Origin of the sequence: Saccharibacillus sp. CPCC 101409 (assembly GCF_030518235.1) — a bacterium.
GTDB lineage: Bacteria > Bacillota > Bacilli > Paenibacillales > Paenibacillaceae > Saccharibacillus.
In genome coordinates this window covers 1-17,666 of record NZ_JAULSA010000010.1, presented here as the reverse complement: position 1 = coordinate 17,666, position 17,666 = coordinate 1, and the positions used below count along the sequence as shown (strand labels likewise).

The window sequence follows — 17,666 nt, the reverse complement described above, 5'->3', positions numbered from 1 at the left end:
AGATATTCTTCTTACTGTTTTGTATGCTTTTGTCTCTTTGCGCGAAAGGGGAGAGGAACATGGATGGGGAAGAAACGATTCGGACGGATGTGCTGGTGGTCGGAGGCGGAACGGCGGGATGCGTAGCCGCGCTGGCCGCGGCGGGAGAAGGAGCGTCCGTCGTGCTGGCGGAGTACGACTGCGCGCTTGGAGGAGTGGCGACGCGCGGCGGGATTCACCGTTACTATTACGGATCGCCGGGCGGACTGCAGGAAGAGATCGACCGGCGGGCGGAGGAAACGGCGCGCGTATTCGGCGGCACGACCAAAGGTTTTCATCCCGACGCGAAGCGGACGGTGCTTGCGGCGATGTGCGAGGAACGCGGCGTAAGCGTGTATACGGATTCGGCGGTGTACGGCGTACTGGCGCGGGGCGGTACAATCGAAGGGGTGCGCGCGCTGACGCCGGCCGGTCGGCTGGAGATCCGGGCGGGCGTCACGATCGACTGCACCGGCAACGCGCATGTGGTCCGTATGGCCGGAGGACGGCTGCGGTACGGACGCGGTCTCGACGGCATTTATCACAATTATTCGCTGATTCCGCGCGGCCTGGTCGACGGTCGGATCGGTTACGACAATCTGGACGCGGGTTGGGTCGATCCGTACGATCCGTGGGATGTGTCGGAAGCGTTCGAGCGCGGCCGGGAATGGATCGAAGCAGAAGTTTCGCGGGGCAAACGCTATTTCGGCATCTCGTCCATGCTGGGCGTCCGCGAAGGCGGGCTGATCGAAGGCGACGCGACGCTCGACGTCAAAGCCTATATCGAAGACACGCCGCTGCCCGATGCGATCTGCCGCAGCTATTCGCATCTGGACAACCACGGCTTCGACACCGGCAGCGAAAGTCCGTTCAGCCAGCTGTGGATCGGGGTGCTGGGACTGTTCGTCAAAGGGCTCTGGTGCGATATTCCGTACGGCGCGCTGCTGCCCCGGGGACTCGACGGTATCCTGGTCGCGGGCCGGGCGCTGTCGGTCGAACGGGACGTAGGGATGGGTGTGCGGATGCAAAAAGACATGCACAAAGTCGGCGAAGCCGCCGGCGTCGCGGCGGCGCTCGGTCTTCGGGCGGGCTGTACGCCTCGGGAGCTGGGCCGGCAGGAACTTCGGAGACGGCTGGTCGAGCTGGGCGTGCTGGAAGCCGGCGACCTGAACCGGGCGCAGGGACGGAACCTGCGCTTTCGTTCCGGCCCGCTGGCCGGCCTGGAAGAAAGTCCGGATCGAACGGCGCGGCGCGTGCCGGAACTGATCGGTTACCTCGATACGGACGAACGCTGGAAAGCGATCCGGCTGCTGACCCGCAGCGGCGAAGCCGAGCCGGATACCGTGCTGCGGCTGATCGGCACACTGGAAAGCGGGAATCGCGAAACGCAGTTCTGCGCGGCCATCGTGCTGTGCATGCTGGGACGAAGCGAAGCGGCGTCTTTTCTGCTCGGCGTCATTAACGCGCGGCTGCCCGGCAAGCTGAGCGATCATCCGAAATGCGTGCCGCTCTGGATCGCTGCGTTCGTGCTGCTGCGCCTGCTGCAAAGCCCGGCGGCCGCGGCCGAAGCGGCGGCGGCTCTGGCGGAAGGCGCAAGCGCCGCGCACAGTACGTATCTGCTGGATTATTTGTGCGCGATCTCGCCGCGCCTGGCTCCGGCTCAGCGGGCTTCCGCCGCATACAGCCTCAAAGAGTGGCTGGGCCGGCCGGGCACGGGACGCGATTACCGGATGCACGGCGAACGGGAAGAGTCGCTGCGCTGGAGCCTGGAGCTGCGGGCGGCGGCTTTTCTGGCCGGCTGTCCGGGCGAAGAAGAAACGGTTCGCGCCATTAAGGAACGCGCGGCGGCGAACCGCCGAAGCTATGTGCGGCTGGCCGCGGCAAAGCTGCTGCCGGACGGCGGCGAAGACCGGTCCCAAGAAGGCGGAGCGGACACGGGCCCGACGCTCGGCGAGTTCGAAGCGGCGGTGATCGGGGGAACGGCGGCCGGCGTGATCTGCGCGCTGACGCTCGGGCGCGCGGGCATGCGCACGGTCTTGATCGAAAGCGGCAGCGGGCTGCTGACGGAGACTACCGGATCGCGCATGACCCGCTTTCCCGGCGAGAAAGATTTCTCCGCGCCGGAGCATGAGATTCTCGGCGCGTGGATCGCAAGGCTGCGATCCGAAGGCGCACTGGGCGGCATCCGCAATCCGGGCGAAGCCGAGCCGGTACGGCTTCAACTGACCGTCGACCGCCTGCTGCGGGAAGCGGGCGTAAGCGTGCTGTACGAACATCGCCTACTGAGCGAAGAAGCAGGCGAAGACGGCCGAACCCGGCTGCATCTCGCCGGCAAGAACGGCCCGGCCCTGCTGATGGCCCGGCAGAGCGCGGACTGCCGTACGACGGCCGAGAAAAGCGGCACGCAGTGCGCCACGCTGACCGCGCTGCTGTTGAACGCCGACAGCGAGCTCGGCGGGCAGGAAGTCCGCCGCCCGGTGCGGATCGGCGCGGACAAGCTGGATGTGCGCCTCCGTCCCGGTTTCTATCCGGGCGAAGCTTATCTCGACATCTGCCGGAACCTTCCGTCGGCCTCCGGCGATTCCCGGGCGGCAGGCCGCCTGGAAGCTTTCGTCCCGCCGGCGCTCGAAGCCCTGCGGCGGACCGGCGCCGTCCCGGCCAACGCCGTACTCGCTTATATCGCGGACCGACCGCGTCCCTGCTCCCCGGAAAACACCTGCGCTTCCGGCTTCGAACGGGAACTGGAAGAAGCCGATATAAAACAGCGCTTCGTATCCGGCCTCCAAACCGCCGGGCGGATGCTGGAGAAGTTTGGCGTCGAAGCGGGCAAACGCGAAAAAGTGTAAGCGAAGCGGCAGAGAGAAGACAAATTGCAAAAAAGGCTGTCCTCCCGTTTTCAATTAAACGGGAGGACAGCCTTTTTGTTTTGCGTTTTTTGGATATCTTTTGAAAGAAGATCTGGGCCAAATAGCTTGCAAGAGGCGCGTGGTAAGGAAATGTTGCCAGGGTGCATCATCTTAATAGAAAATAGCCGATCTATTCGAAAATGTTGCGCATGTACATCATTTTCACCGTTCTCCCGCTCCAAAGGCCAAAAAAGGCGGGAAATGATGCACGACCGCAACATTCTGCACAATATCAACTCTCTATAGGGAAAATGATGCACTTACGCAACATTCGATTTAAGCGGCGCGTATCCCAAGAGGCTATCTTGGCAAAGCCGACTCAAGCGTCCTGCGGCAGCTTGAACCCGAAATACGCAGCCGCGTTTCCGTAAGCGATATCCCGCGTCATCTCCGCCAGCAGCTCCATATCGTCCGGGGCTTCGCCGCGCTGCGCCAGCTCGCCGATCCATTCGCACAGTACCCGGCGGAAATATTCGTGCCGCGTATACGACAGGAAGCTGCGCGAATCCGTCAGCATCCCGACAAAGCGGGACAGCAGCCCGTTGTCGGCCAGCAGAGTCAGCTGACGCCGCATGCCGTCGCGGGTATCGTTGTACCACCAGCCGGAACCGAGCTGGATCTTGCCGGGCACATCCCGCTGGTAGCAGCCCATCAGCGCGAGCAGCGCCGGATAATCGCCCGGGTTAAGCGAATACAGAATCGTTTTGGGCAGGCCGGATTCGGTCTCGGCGCGGTCCAGCAGCGCCGACAGCGAGGCGGTCAGCGGCAGATCGTTCAGGCCGTCGTAGCCGGTATCCGGCCCCAGCTTGCGGAACATCGGCGTATTGTTGTTGCGGTAAGCGTGCAGGTGAAGCTGCATCGTCCAGCCTTTGCGCTCGTACATGGCGATGAGTCTGACCAGCAGCGCGGTGCGGTAGCGGACGACTTCTTCTTCGGACAGTTCCGCGCCGGTCAACCGTTTGGCATAGATGTCTTCGACCGCTTCCGGTTCGGCCGCACCGTATTTGAGCGTGTCGAGCGCGTGGTCGGACAGCCGGCAGCCCCGCTCGTGGAAAAAGGATACGCGTTCTTCGAGTATATCCGTCAGTTCGGCGAATGTGGAGGCGGAGCGTCCGGCCGCTTCTTCGAGCCGCGCCAGCCAATCCGGGAATCCGGCCGCATCGATATTCAGCGCTTTGTCCGGCCGGAACGTCGGGAAAACCGCGAAGCGGCTTTCTTCTTCGGCCAGCAGCCGGTGATATTCGAGGTTGTCGGCGGGATCGTCGGTCGTGCAGACGACTTTGACGTTGGAGCCCGCGATCAGCGAACGGCGCGAGAATTCCGGCTGCGCGAGCTTGGCATTGGCGCGTTCCCAGATCTCCGGCGCGTTTTGCGGATTCAGCGGCGTATCGATATCGAAGAAGCGGCGCAGCTCCAGATGCGTCCAGCTGTACAGCGGATTGCCGACCGTTCTCGGCACGGTTTCCGCCCAGGCGAGGAAGCGGTCGTAATCGGAGACTTCGCCGGTAATGCGTTCTTCGGCAATGCCGTTGGCGCGGATCAGCCGCCATTTGTAATGGTCGCCGTACAGCCAGGCTTCGGTCAGATTGGCAAACGGTTTGTCTTCGTAAATTTCTTTCGGGTCCAGATGGCAGTGGTAATCGATAATCGGCATCGATTTGGCATGTTCGTGGAACAACCGGCGCGACGTTTCGGTGGACAGCAGGAAATTTTCGTTCAGGAAAACGTCCGATCCGTTTCCGGCGGTTCCGTTCGCCGCGGTTTCGTTTGTCGTTTGAATCTTCGTTTTCATAATGTAACCCCCGTTTTGAAGATCGCCAGTTCCCGGACCTGATTCTGCTCGTTGCGCGTCCGGCGGCCGCTGGCGACCTCGATGATGTAAGCGATAAACGATTCCAGCACGTCTTCCATCGGCCGTTCCAGCAGGGGACCGGCGTTGAAGTCCATCCAGTGTCCTTTTTTCTCGAACAGCTGGTTGTTGGTGGCGACTTTCACCGTCGGGACGAAGCTGCCGAACGGCGTGCCGCGTCCGGTCGTGAACAGCACAAGCTGGCAGTCGGCGGCGGCCAGGGCGGACGAAGCGACCAGATCGTTGCCCGGCGCCTGGAGCAGGCTGAGCCCTTTTTTGGACAACTTTTCTCCGTATTGGAGCACATCGACGACCGCCGAGGTGCCGGCTTTCTGCGTGCAGCCGAGCGATTTGTCTTCCAGCGTCGTAATGCCGCCCGCTTTGTTGCCGGGCGAAGGGTTCTCGTAGACGACTTCGCCGTGCGACAGGAAATACTGTTTAAAATCGTTGATCAGCGACACGATTTGTTCGAAGACCTGTTCGTTCTCGGCGCGGGCCATCAGCATCTTCTCGGCCCCGAACATCTCGGGCACCTCGGTCAGCACCGTGCTGCCGCCCTGGCCGATCAGGAAGTCCGAGAACGCGCCGAGCAGCGGGTTGGCGGTAATGCCGGAGAAACCGTCGGAGCCGCCGCACTTGAGGCCGACGTTCAGTTCGCTGAGCGGAACGGGCTGACGCCGGTCGCCGAGCGCCGCCGCGTGCAGTTCTTCCAACAGCTCCAGGCCCGCTTCCACTTCGTCGCCGACCTCCTGCGCCACCAGGAATTTGACGCGCGAAGTATCGTAATCGCCCAGGAGCTCGCGGAACTCGGCGACGATATTGTTCTCGCAGCCCAGTCCGAACACCAGTACGCCGCCGGCGTTGGGATGGTTGACCGCGTCCAGCAGAATGCTGCGCGTCATGCGGTGATCGTCGCCGAGCTGGGAGCAGCCGTACGGATGCTTGAGCACGGTGACATTGTCGAACGGGCTGTCGTCGGCGTGCAGCGCTTTGTAGTCGGCGATCATCAGCTCGGCCACGCCGTTGACGCAGCCGACGGTCGGGACGATATACAGATCGTTGCGGATGCCGGTCTTGCCGCTCGCGCGGCGGTAGCCGTCGAAAGTCAGGCCGCGAGGCGGATACACCGCCGGATGCAGCTCCGGCGCGTATTCGTATCGCTCTTCGCCGGCCAGCGTCGTGCGCACATTATGCGTATGCACCCAGCTGCCGGCCGGAATATCCTCGGTCGCATAACCGATCGGAGCGCCGTATTTAAGCACGAGGCCGCCTTCGGCGATGTCGGCCAGCGCGATCTTGTGCCCCTGCGGCACGTCCTGCAGCGTTTCGACCGCCGCGCCTTCAAGCTCCAGCCGTTCTCCGCCGCCGATCGGACGCAGCGCCACCGCGACATTGTCGCGGACGTTCATTTTCGTCAAATGTTTCATTTTCCGTTCACTCTCCCCGTAGAATTCGGCGCAGCGCCGAACGAACGCCGCTCCGCCCGATTTCGTCCATCCTTGCGTTCAAGCTGTCCGCAAGCCCCGGCAGTTCGTTCAGATCGCTTCCCCACCATTCTTGCTGCCGCAGTACGGTCGCCGTGAATGTGGAAGGATCGCCGGCGGCCCGGTCGAACAGCTCCAGCGTCTGCGCTTCGTCCTGCCGCCGTACCTTGCCGCCGCGATAGCTGTGGAGCAGCGCCGCGAACGCGAGCGTAATCAGCGGAGGCAGCTCGCCGCGTTCCGCCGCGTAACGCCGGAGAAGAGGAAGGAGGCGGGCTTTGAATTTGGAGATGCTGTTCAGCGAGATCGAGCGCAGTTCGTGCCGGATAAACGGATTGCGGAACCGTTCGAGCACCGCTTCCGAATAAGCGCGCAGTTCGGGTTCCGGCAGATCCAGCATCGGAATCAGCTCGCGCTCGACCAGCTCAAGGACGAACGCGGACAGATCGGCATCGTGCATGACTTCTTCGACCGTTTCCAGCCCGGCCAGCAGGCCGAGCGGCACCATCGCCGTATGCGGACCGTTGAGCAGATGGACTTTGCGCTCGCGGTACGGCGTCATATCGCTCGTCACGACGACGTTCAATCCGGCTTCGGCCAGCGGCAGTGTTTGGCGCAGGCGATCGGGACCTTCGATCACCCACAGCAGAAAAGGTTCGGCGGCAACCATAAACTCGTCCTTATAACCGAGGTTTTGCTCCAGTTCTTCGGCCTGCTCGCGCGGATAACCCGGCACGATGCGGTCCACCAGGCTGCAGCAGAACGTATTTTCCTCGTCCAGCCAGCGCAGAAAGCCTTCGCCCAGCTCCCAGTCGGCGGCGTGAAGCTTTACGATCTCCAGCAGCTTTTCGCCGTTGCGGTCGATCAGCTCGCAGGGGATCACGGTAAATCCTTTGCGGCCCAGCCTGTAGCGCCGGTGCAGCAGAACGGTCAGCTTGGCGGGAAAGCCGGCGGGCGGAGCGTCTTCCAGCCGGTCTTCCGGCCGGTATACGATGCCCGCTTCCGTCGTATTCGAAGTGATAAACTCCAATCGCTCGTCTTCGGCCAGCGCCAGGAACTGCTCGTAATCCGTATAGGCGCTGATTACCCGGCTGACGCTGGAAACGATCTCGCCCGTATCGACCGTTTCCCCGCCCTGAATCCCCCGGAGCAGCACGGTGTACAGATAATCCTGAGCGGCGAATTCCGGATCGGGCTGCTCGGAGACCGCCTGGACGCCCACCGCGCTGCCGGCGAACAATCCCCGGTCGTTCATCTGCTGAAGCTGCCAGTCGACGAAAGCCCGCATGAAATTGCCCGTGCCGAACTGGATTACGCGCTCGGGATGGATCGGCAGGCCGGATACGGTCTTGCGGGACAATTTGAAGCTCGTTTTCATAGGCTAGGCTCCTTTGTTTCGATAGAATGCACACGTGAACATTTTGCTTTAAAAAAGTTCGAAAGCCGAAAAGTTTCAGCCTTCGTCCGCCGTGGAAAAAGCAGCCGACCCGCGCCGGTTCGCTGCGCTTCAGGCGCTGCGGTGCATTCGGATTATCGTATTGTTAACGGTTTCAGTTTAGGATTGAAAAAGCGCGTTGTCAAGCGAGCGGCAGGAAAAGCGCACGTAAAATAAAGACTCGAAAATCTTCATCGCCGCTTCGTTCAACGTTCTTCACGCCGCCGGTTGAGCTTGCGGTATTCTCTCGGCGCAAGGCCCGACAGCCGTTTGAACATTTTGCCGAAGTGCGAAAAGTTGTCGAAGCCCGACAGCTCGGACACACGCGTTACACTGTACGGAGTCTCGCGCAGCAAACGCTGGGCTTCCTTGATCCGCGTGATATTGATATATTCCGCGAAGCCGAAGCCGGTCACCTCTTTGAACGTCCGGCTCAAGTGGCTTCGGCTGATATAAAAGCGCCGGGCCAGCCCGCCGAGTTCGAGCGGTTCGGCGAAATGGCCGTTGATGTGCCGGACCACTTCCGATACTTTGCGCTGAACCGGCGTCGGCTCGTCGCGCGGCGTCCGTTCGGTCCGTTCGCCGGAATGCCGCGCCGCCAGCAGCAGCAGCTCGCCCGCCATATGGCGAATATGCAGACGATAGCCCGGCGGCCGGTCCCGCAGCTCCGCCAGCAGCGAATGCAGCAGCTCTTCGGCCCGGTGCCGCTCCTGCAAATTCAGCCGCATCAGCGGCTGATCCCGCGTAAACGGAGCCAGCAGCAGTTCGCGTTCGCTTTCCGTATACTCGTCGAAATACCGCGGCTCGAAATAAAACACGACCCGTTCGTGATCCGGTATGCCCAGATCGGAAGTCTTGTGCACGGCGTTCGAGTCGATCAGCACCAGATCTCCGGCCAGAACGCGGTAGGCGCTGTCTTTGATAAAATAATTGCGTTCGCCGCTGAACAAATAATACAACTCGTAATTGCGGTGGTAATGGTTCTCCGTCATCGAATAATGGCCGGTTCGGCGGTCGAACTCGGCGCGCAGTACGTCCTTCGGCTCGCCGAATTGGAGCCGGTCGGGAAGCTGTCTAAGCGGCATAGGCAATCCTCCTTGTCGCGGAAGTGGCAGGGCGGTCCTGCTGCGTCGATTGTAGCAAAAAAAGCGGGGTAGAGTCGATACAGCGTCAATAAACGGAGAAATCCCGGCAATTTTCGGATAAGCTGAGTCTGTACAGCGAGTAATCGGAAGGAGGGAAAGCGCATGACGCAAACCTTTTACCTGGCGGGCGATTCGACCATGGCTTCGTACACGCCGGACCGTGCTCCGATGGAAGGCTGGGGAGCGAAGCTGTTTTCGTTCCTGCCGCCGTCGGTCCGGGTGGTCAACGAAGCGATCTGCGGACGCAGCAGCAAAAGTTTTATCGACGAAGGCCGGCTGGACCGGATTCTGGAACACATCTCGCCCGGCGATCTGCTGCTGATCCAGTTCGGGCATAACGACAACAAAGAAGATCCGCTGCGGCATACCTGTCCGTGGAGCACGTATCCGCAGACGCTGAAGCGGTACATCGACGGCGCGCGCGACAAAGGAGCGCAGCCTGTGCTGATTACGCCGCTGTGCCGCCGCTATTTCGACGCAAACGGACTGCTGCTGCCGACGCACGGCGATTATCCGCGCGCGGTCGAATCGCTGGCCGTGCGCGAGCGTGTGCCGCTGATCGACCTGACCGGCCGCAGCGCGGCGGCGTTCAAAGAAATGGGCGACGCCCGGTCGCGCGAATGGTTCACGCAGTTCAAGCCGGGCGAACATCCGAACTATCCGGACGGAATCCAGGACAATACGCATTTGAACGAACAGGGCGCGCGAAGCGTCGCGGCGCTGGTGGCGGACGGGCTTGAACGCTGCGGTTTGATTACGTCGAATACGCCCGAACGGGAATCTTTGCCGGGATCGACCGGACGCAATCGCGCATGACCTAAGATCGGACAAGAAATTCGGAGAAATGGTGGAAGCACTGCGCGCGCCCGGGCTTTTTACCGGTTTGCAAACCGGCTCGGCGAGATGCCTTCGATCCGTTTGAACGCTTTGCTGAACGCATAGACGTTCCCGTAGCCGACCTGCTCGGCGATCGAAGACAGGGACATGGGGCTGAACGCCATCAGTTCTTTCGCTTTTTCGATCCGGCAGCGGATATGGAACTGGTGCGGAGACACGTCGAAGACCGCTTTGAAGATTCGCGAAAAATGATGCACGCTGAGGCAGCTCTGTTTGGACAGGGTCTCCAGCGCAATCGTTTCGCTGTAATGCTCCGCAATATAAGAAGCCGCCCGCTCCATCGCGGGTCGGTGCCGGCCGAGCGAGCCGTCGCGGCCGCTCCGCAGACCGGTTTGCAGCAGATGAAGAATGCGCAGTACCAGACTTTTCTGGATCAACGGATAATCGGCGTCGCGCCGCTCGTAAGCATGGATCAGCTGCATCAGCGCCTGATGGACTTCGCCGTGATTCCCGATCCGAAACACGCTGGGAAACTCGAATACGGAGCCCAGCACGTCGGGACGCAGCCATTTCATTTCCCGCTCGCTGTACTCGTGCCGCTGCTTGAAGCCGATCGGCACTTCCTCGTAATCCTCGTAGTACAGCGCGTCGAAATGAATATGGGGCATCCAGCATTCGCCGTCGCTGCGCAGAAACTCGTGCTCCAGACCCGGCTTGAACAGCAGAATGGTGCCGGGTCCCGCCAGCACCGTTTCTCGTTCCAGCCGAACGGTCAGCTCGCCTTTTTCCACATACAGCAGTTCGTAATCGAAAATAATCCGCGATTTCAGCTTCATCCGGCGCACCCGGTGATTCCAGGCGATCCGGACGTTGGGAGACAGCCGATGGGCCAACTGCCGGCTTTCCGCCGCCCGCTGCGCTGCTTGATCCATATCGATACAGACCTCCTTTTGCAAAAAGCAAGATCGGATAACGGTTCCCCGGTTCCGACATCCCTTCTATGGAAGAAAGCGCCTACAATATAAAGCAGGGCATCTTACTTCGACGGGAGGCACACGGGGATCATGACTCATTTTAACGGATTGGCCATGAATTTGGGAAACTTGTTTCGGCTGTCGTCCGCGCAAACGCGGTCGATCAGCGCGGAGAACTTCGACGGAGCCAAAGGCGGCGGAGCGCGGGCGGTCGAAGGAACGGGCGCCGCGGCTTCGCGCGATCTGGGCAAAGGATGGAAAGTCTCGCCTTCGGTTGAGATCCGGCCGGAAAGCGTATTTACGCTCGCGGATATCGACGGCCCCGGTGCGATTCAGCATATCTGGCTGACCAGTACGCCGCAGACCTGGAGAGACCTGATTATCCGCATGTACTGGGACGAAGAAAGCGAACCGAGCGTGGAAACGCCGCTGGGCGATTTCTTCTGCAACGGCTGGTGCGAGCGCAGCGATGTCAATTCCCTGCCGATCGCGGTCAATCCGGCCGGAGGCATGAACAGCTACTGGATCATGCCGTTTCGGCGCAAAGCCCGGATTACGGTCGAGAACCGGGCGGAAGCGCCGGCGGTTCTGTACTACCAGGTCGATTATACGCTGACGGAAGTGCCGGAGGACGCCGCTTATTTTCACGCCCGCTGGAGAAGAAGCAATCCGCTGGCTTACCGGGAACCCTACATAATCCTGGACGACGCTGCCGGTCAAGGACATTATGTAGGGACGTATCTGGCCTGGCAGGTCAACAACGACGGATGGTGGGGCGAAGGCGAGATCAAATTCTATCTGGACGGCGACGACGAATACCCGACGATCTGCGGAACGGGAACCGAAGATTATTTCGGCGGGGCGTGGAACTTCGAGCAGCCGCAGGGGCGGTACGCGCCGTACTCGACCGCTTATCTGGGCTTCCACCAGCAGACCCGGCCGGACGGCCTGTACCGCAGCCAGCAGCGCTTCGGGATGTACCGCTGGCATGTGATGGACCCGATCCGGTTCGAGCGCGACCTGCGGGTGACGATCCAGGCGCTCGGCTGGCGGTCGGGCGGACGCTATCTGCCGCTTCAAGACGATATCGCTTCGGTCGCGTTCTGGTACCAGTCCGAGCCTCATACCCCTTATCCGCCGCTGCCGGGACGGGACGGCCTCGAAGTGATCTGACCGCCGGTTCGCATCCATACAAAAAAAGACTTCGAATTCCGCGCCGAAGCGGGAACCGAAGTCTTTTTTTGTATCCGAAAGCGCTCGGGGAGCGCGACTTTATTTACTCCGCCACTTCCGCCACAATCTCGTCCGTCAGCTCCAGCCGCACCCGGTCCGGAAACGTCCGAATCCCGTACTCCGTGCCCAGATACCGCAGGATGGCTTCGATCAGGTTGCCTTCGACCAGATACCAGCTGCGCCCCTGCACGGTCACTTCGGCGCTGAAACCGAGCTCTTCGTCCCACAGCAGCTCGACGGTAACGTCGGTAGGCCGGATCTGCCGGCGCTCCGCGACGTTCAGGCAGACGGCGTTGACGATCTCGTCCATCGACAGCCGCATGTCTTAGAAGCGTCCTTCGCGCTCGCGTTCCTGCGAACGCCGGCGGTTTTCTTTGACGCTGCGGTATACGGTGCGAACGAGAACGAACAGCATGTACAAGACGAATACGTTGACCAGCAGTCCGAGCAGGCCGCCGAACGCGCCCATGCCGGCGAACAGGCTGCCGAACATCAGACCGGCGATGCCGCCGAAGAACAAGCCGCGGAACAGTCCGCCGCCGAAGCCGGAGCGATTGTTGGTCGTCGAACGGTTATAACCGCTGCCGGTCGACGTATTGGAGTTCGAGCGGGTGCCCGAGTTGATGCTGTCGGTATTTTGCGATTTGTTCGGCGTGCTCTGGTACGATCTCGGACCGGAGCTGAACCCGCCGCGTCTGGCATCGGCCTGATCCGGCGCGATCGCCGAAGCGCCGAACAGGATCAGCGCGGACAGAACGATCGTAAATCCTTTTTTGAATCGGTTGCGCATACAAAAAGTTCCTCCCATATGGACAGATAGTAGGGACGACCGGCCTGAGCCTCGCATCCATCTTCGTCTATATACGAAGGAACTTCGCTAACGTTTCAATTTTTAAGGATAAATTTGTGTAATCGCGAAAATGGGCGGAAAAGCCCCGATCGATTCCCGTTTACGCCTGCGGTTGCCACTGCCCGACCAATTCTTCCACCCAGTCGATCCAATCGACGCTCGCTTTGGTGCGCATATACGCTTTTTGCAGCAAAATGTAATCTTCGAATGCGATATGACCGGGATTGCGGTGTTCCGGCGGAATCGATTCCTGGATATCCTTGTAGTACTTCATGCGGTCGATATGATACTTGCGGCGTTCGACGAACAGCCGATGCACTTCCGCCGGGTCGGCCATATGAATGCAGAAACATTTGAGATTGAATTCGTCCCGCATCACCGGAGCCGAAGTCGGTTCGGACAGCCATTCGTGCAGCATCTTGGTGCCTTCCGGCGTGATCGAGTACAGTTTCTTGTCCGGCTTGTCGGTCTGCTGTACCCATTTGGCGCTGAGCAATCCCTTTTCTTCCATGCCGCCGAGCAGCGGATAGATCTGGCTGTGTTTGGCCTGCCAGAAGGGCTGAATCTTGAGCATCAAATCGTAGCCTGAAGCTTCTTTGCGCGAAACCAGAGCGAGCAGGCCGTAGGAAAGTGTATTCATGAAATCACCCGTTCTCTAAATTCGAAGGCGCTCCGGTGCGGACGAGCACATTCCGTAGTTTCAAGTGTACACATAAAAGAGAGCGGCGGCAACCAAGGGGATTACAGGAAGGAAACGGAAAGCGAACGGCGCGTCAAAAACGCGATTCCGCAGGGAATCGCGCCGGGTGAATCCGAACTTTCGAAAAGGCATGGATCAAACCGAAGCGGGGGAGTCCGTTTCATGTCCTTTGAGTCGTTCGTAACCATCGGAAACCAGCTCCAGTTGGCCGGTTTTCGGATCGATCAGCATGCCGTGCACCGGAACGCCGGGCGGCATCAGCGGGTGCTTCGAGATCATATTCACGCTGTGCATGACGCCCTGCGTTTCGTTCTCCACCCCTTTGAACCACTGGGCCAGATTGACGCCGGAATGGTCCAAAGTCGTCAGCACTTCCTCGGTCACGCCTCTATCGCGCATTTTGCCCATGATATGTTCGGCGTTCAGCGAAGCCATGCCGCATTCGTAATGGCCGACCACGATCACTTCTTCCGCCTGCAGTTCGTACAGGGCGACGAGGATGCTGCGCATGATACTGCCGAACGGCGAAGAGATGACCGCTCCGGCCGTTTTCAGAATCTTGGCGTCTCCGTTGCGGAGATTCATGGCGCGGGGCAGCAGCTCCGTCAAGCGGGTATCCATGCAGGTAAGCACGACGACTTTTTTTTCCGGAAACTTGCCGCTGATAAACGTTTCGTATTCCTTGTTCTCGACAAAAGCCTGGTTATGTTCCAAAATCTCGTTAATCTGACTCAAAATCCGTTCCCCCTTTTATGGTCCTCGCAGCGTTATTCCGAATTTTACATAAAGAACGGGGAAGAATTCAAGCCCGAATTTTGCCGAAAAATCCCGGATGCGTTTCAGGCGCCGACTTCGGCTCCCGCGCGGCGGTCTTCGATGCGGATACTGGAGCCGTACGATTGGCCGTCGCTGGCGAGGCGCACCGACGTTTTGTCGAAGCCGCTGATCGTGATGGACAGATTCCGGTCGAAATACACGGCGTCGTTCTTGTCCACGATAAATCGGAGTCCGCCTGCGGATTCGACGGCTTCGTCCGTCGCGACCGGAGCGTCGATCAGCCACAATGCAATGGCGCCGCTCAGCGAGCAGCCGCAGCCTTCGTTATCGTAAGCGAGGCGGATATAACCGGGGCGGCCGGCGAATTTTTGTTCAAACAAGGTTTGCGCTTCGGGAGACAGTTTCATTGTAAGCGGCATGATGAGGACTCCTTTTTCGAAATTGTATTTTGCAAAACCTTTCGTTGATATTGATTATACCCCGCTTAAAACGTATGATCAAGAGGCGGGTGTTGTTTTTTACCAAAATTATGTAACGATCAAACGGACGGGGGTAATATTCGCATGGAACAACAGTTGAGCAAGCAGTGGGACGGATTTCGCGAATTGGTGGCCAAGATCGGCAGCTACAACGAAGCGATCGCTTTGATGTACTGGGATCTGCGCACCGGAGCGCCCCGCAAAGGAGCGGGCGTGCGCGCCGAAACGATCGGCCTGCTGTCCACGGAAGCATTCAAGCTGCAAACGTCGGACGAGATGGGTACATACCTGGAATTGTTTACGCAGCAGCAAAACGCGGCGCAGCTTGACGATCTGGATCGCCGTCTGGTGGATACGGTCAAAAAAGATTTCGACCAAAACCGCAAGATTCCCGAAAACGAATTCAAAGCTTATACCATCCTGACCTCCAAATCGGAAACGCAGTGGGAAGACGCCAAGGAAAGCGGCGATTTCGATTCGTTCGAGCCGTTCCTGACCGAGATCGTCGGCACGCTGCGCAAATTTATCGGCTACTGGGGCGCCAAAGACACGCCTTACGATACGCTGCTGGACATGTACGAGCCGGATATGACCGTCGAGAAGCTGGACTCCGTGTTCGACCGCCTCAAGAAGCGTCTCGTGCCGCTGGCCGAAGCCATCGCCGCCTCGGAGATTCGCCCGGAACTGCCGTTCCTGGACGAAAGCTACCCGATCGAAGGGCAGAAAGCGTTCAGCCATTACATTCTGAATGAAATGGGCTACGACTTCGACGCCGGCCGTCTGGACGAAACGGTGCATCCGTTCGCGACGACGCTGAATATCGGCGATGTGCGCATCACGACGCATTATCATGAAAAAGACCTGCTCAGCGCGGCGTTCAGTTCGCTGCACGAAGGCGGCCACGCGCTGTACGAGCAGAATGTCGATCCCAAGCTCTCGGGCACGCCGCTTGCGCAGGGCACGTCGATGGGCATCCACGAATCGCAGTCGCGTTTCTGGGAGAACATGATCGGGCGCAGCCTGCCGTTCTGGCAGCGGTATTTCGGCGAACTCCAGCGGCAGTTCCCGGACCAGCTGACGGGCGTGACGCCGGAGAAATTCCATTTTGCGGCCAACCGGGTCGAGAACTCGCTGATCCGCATCGAAGCGGACGAGCTGACGTACAATTTGCATATCATTATCCGCTACGAGATCGAGAAGATGCTGTTCAACGAAGATCTCGATGTGAACAAGCTGCCGGAAGTCTGGAACGCGAAGTACGAGGACTACCTCGGCATCACGCCTCCGAACAACTCTAAAGGCGTTCTGCAGGACGTGCACTGGTCGGGCGGTTCGTTCGGCTACTTCGCGTCCTACTCGCTGGGCAACATGTACGCGGCCCAGATGATGAACACGCTGCGCAAAGAACTGCCGAATATCGACGAGCTGATCGAGCAGGGCGATCTGCTGCCGATCAAAGAATGGCTGACGGACAAAGTGTACCGTTTCGGCAAATCGAAGAAACCGGCCGAAATCATCAAAGACGTAACCGGCGAGGAACTGAATCCGGATTATCTGGCCGATTATCTGGAGAAAAAGTATGCGAGCCTGTATAATTTGAAACTGTAGGACCGAACGCCGCGGCATCCGCCGCGCGGCTCTGACAAATCCTGCCGATTCCTTATAAGGGGACGGCGGGATTTTTGTCTCCGCGCGCCGGATGTCAGGCTGATGGCATTTTTGAAAATTCAGTGAACGTTTCTGAAAAAAGAAGAAAGGAATCGGTGGTCGCATGGTGGGATTTCGGGTCGTCAAAACGGCTATCGCGGCGTTCGCCGCCATTATGATCGCGCACTGGGTCGGCATTCCGTCCGCGACGTCCGCCGGCCTGCTGGCGATTCTCGGCCTGGACACGACGATCAAGCGCAGCGTGAAAACGGTGGTCGACCGCTTTTTCGCTTCGATCGTGGGCCTGGCCGTGGCGTGTACGCTGTTCGGTCTGCTGGGTTTCCACTACTGGGTGGTGCCGATCTATATTCTGCTCGCTTTCCCGCTCATTGTCCGCGCTTCGTTCAAAGGCGGAATCGTGACCAACGCGGTCGTGGTATTCCATGTGTTCAACGCCGGCGTGATCTCGTGGCCGGTGCTGCTGACGGAAGTGGAGCTGCTGGTGATCGGTCTCGGTTCGGCGATGCTGGTTAATCTGGTCTATATGCCGAATCCGGAAGAAGCGCTGTCCAAAGTGCGCAGCGAAGCGGACCAGTGTTTCTCCAAGATCTTCGCCCAGTTCGCCCGCACGCTGCGCAACCCCAATTATCTGTGGGACGGCAAAGAGCTGATCGAAGCGGACAAGAAAGTGGCGCAGGGTCTGGTCCTGGCGCACCGTTCGCTGGAAAACCAGCTGATGAAAGCCGACGAGTTCTGGAGCGTGTACTTCTATATGCGCAAGCAGCAGCTGGAATCGATCCAGACGATGGCGCAGCTGGTGTCGCAGGTATACGAGCAGATTTCGCAGGCGGAACTGACGGCGGAATTGTTCGACCAGCTGGAGCGCGATGTGAGGCAGGAGCATTACACGGGCAAAGCGGCGGCGATGCTGCACGAGCTGGAGGAAAAATTTAAAGAGATGAAGCTGCCGGAAACGCGCGAGGAATTCGAGGTGCGGGCGGCGATTCTTCAGTTGTGCCGGGAATTGAAGGGGTATTTGGAGATGTCGAGGAGGAGTAAGGCTCCTCATCATGTTTGAAAAGTTGGGTTGGGTGGTTGGGAGGGGCGCTGCAGGAGAAATTCGTAGCGTATGCTTTCGGCGTGTCTTTCTTCGAAAGACTTTAGGTCGCGTGTTGAAATCGGGAAATTGGATGAGATTAAGGCGGAGATTTCCCGATTTCAAAGGCGAACGCTACCGCATACTAGAGTAAAAGGCAGATCAAAACGTCTCCATTTTTTTTCTGCCCCTCCTCATCAAACCGTACGTGAGGTTTTCCCTCATACGGCTTTCCGGTG

At 59.5% G+C, this 17,666-nt stretch carries 15 protein-coding genes; 5 read left to right on the top strand and 10 right to left on the bottom strand.

Annotation, left to right across the window (positions count from 1 at the left end; genetic code table 11):
- Nucleotides 1–59: 59 nt before the first annotated feature.
- Nucleotides 60–2,864 (top strand): FAD-dependent oxidoreductase, encoded by a 2,805-nt coding sequence (locus QWJ34_RS19000; RefSeq protein WP_302730276.1) that lies wholly within the window; start codon nt 60–62, stop codon nt 2,862–2,864.
- Between the two features lie 379 nt (nt 2,865–3,243).
- On the opposite strand, the gene uxaC is transcribed toward QWJ34_RS19000, so the two are convergent.
- From uxaC to QWJ34_RS18980, 4 genes are all read right to left on the bottom strand, one after another.
- Entirely contained in the window at nt 3,244–4,716 is a 1,473-nt protein-coding gene (uxaC, locus tag QWJ34_RS18995; protein ID WP_302730275.1) for a glucuronate isomerase, read from the bottom strand.
- On the bottom strand, nt 4,713–6,200 hold the full coding sequence (locus QWJ34_RS18990; protein WP_302730274.1) for a UxaA family hydrolase: 1,488 nt from the start codon (nt 6,198–6,200) through the stop codon (nt 4,713–4,715). Before QWJ34_RS18990 ends, uxaC begins: the two co-directional genes overlap by 4 nt.
- Nucleotides 6,201–6,207: 7 nt before the next feature.
- Nucleotides 6,208–7,632, bottom strand: a complete 1,425-nt coding sequence (locus QWJ34_RS18985; protein ID WP_302730273.1) for a tagaturonate reductase — start codon at nt 7,630–7,632, stop codon at nt 6,208–6,210.
- Between the two features lie 263 nt (nt 7,633–7,895).
- A complete protein-coding gene (locus QWJ34_RS18980; protein WP_302730272.1) occupies nt 7,896–8,774 on the bottom strand; it encodes an AraC family transcriptional regulator in 879 nt (292 codons plus the stop codon).
- Nucleotides 8,775–8,936: 162 nt separating this feature from the next.
- On the opposite strand from QWJ34_RS18980, the gene QWJ34_RS18975 reads away from it, so the two are divergent.
- Complete coding sequence (locus QWJ34_RS18975) at nt 8,937–9,650, top strand: rhamnogalacturonan acetylesterase (RefSeq protein WP_302730271.1); 714 nt, start codon at nt 8,937–8,939, stop codon at nt 9,648–9,650.
- A 59-nt stretch (nt 9,651–9,709) separates the two neighbouring features.
- On the opposite strand, the gene QWJ34_RS18970 is transcribed toward QWJ34_RS18975, so the two are convergent.
- Nucleotides 9,710–10,603, bottom strand: coding sequence for an AraC family transcriptional regulator (locus QWJ34_RS18970; RefSeq protein WP_302730270.1), 894 nt, complete (start codon nt 10,601–10,603; stop codon nt 9,710–9,712).
- A 132-nt stretch (nt 10,604–10,735) separates the two neighbouring features.
- On the opposite strand from QWJ34_RS18970, the gene QWJ34_RS18965 reads away from it, so the two are divergent.
- Nucleotides 10,736–11,818 carry a glycoside hydrolase family 172 protein gene (locus QWJ34_RS18965; RefSeq protein WP_302730269.1) on the top strand — a complete coding sequence of 361 codons (1,083 nt, stop codon included), beginning with the start codon at nt 10,736–10,738 and terminating at the stop codon, nt 11,816–11,818.
- 103 nt (nt 11,819–11,921) lie between these two features.
- Here QWJ34_RS18965 and QWJ34_RS18960 read toward each other — a convergent pair whose 3' ends face one another.
- From QWJ34_RS18960 to QWJ34_RS18940, 5 genes are all read right to left on the bottom strand, one after another.
- Complete coding sequence (locus QWJ34_RS18960) at nt 11,922–12,200, bottom strand: YxcD family protein (RefSeq protein WP_302730268.1); 279 nt, start codon at nt 12,198–12,200, stop codon at nt 11,922–11,924.
- A 3-nt stretch (nt 12,201–12,203) separates the two neighbouring features.
- Nucleotides 12,204–12,668 (bottom strand): hypothetical protein, encoded by a 465-nt coding sequence (locus QWJ34_RS18955; protein WP_302730267.1) that lies wholly within the window; start codon nt 12,666–12,668, stop codon nt 12,204–12,206.
- Nucleotides 12,669–12,828: 160 nt separating this feature from the next.
- Nucleotides 12,829–13,368 (bottom strand): PadR family transcriptional regulator, encoded by a 540-nt coding sequence (locus QWJ34_RS18950; RefSeq protein WP_302730266.1) that lies wholly within the window; start codon nt 13,366–13,368, stop codon nt 12,829–12,831.
- 195 nt (nt 13,369–13,563) lie between these two features.
- The gene (locus QWJ34_RS18945; protein ID WP_302730265.1) at nt 13,564–14,163 is read right to left on the bottom strand and encodes a beta-class carbonic anhydrase; all 600 of its coding nucleotides are present in this window, start codon (nt 14,161–14,163) and stop codon (nt 13,564–13,566) included.
- Nucleotides 14,164–14,267: 104 nt separating this feature from the next.
- On the bottom strand, nt 14,268–14,624 hold the full coding sequence (locus QWJ34_RS18940; protein ID WP_302730264.1) for an iron-sulfur cluster biosynthesis family protein: 357 nt from the start codon (nt 14,622–14,624) through the stop codon (nt 14,268–14,270).
- 144 nt (nt 14,625–14,768) lie between these two features.
- Between QWJ34_RS18940 and QWJ34_RS18935 the strand changes: the two genes are divergently transcribed.
- Complete coding sequence (locus tag QWJ34_RS18935) at nt 14,769–16,292, top strand: carboxypeptidase M32 (RefSeq protein ID WP_302730263.1); 1,524 nt, start codon at nt 14,769–14,771, stop codon at nt 16,290–16,292.
- Between the two features lie 166 nt (nt 16,293–16,458).
- The gene (locus QWJ34_RS18930; RefSeq protein WP_302730489.1) at nt 16,459–17,409 is read left to right on the top strand and encodes an aromatic acid exporter family protein; all 951 of its coding nucleotides are present in this window, start codon (nt 16,459–16,461) and stop codon (nt 17,407–17,409) included.
- The last annotated feature ends 257 nt before the right edge of the window (nt 17,410–17,666 follow it).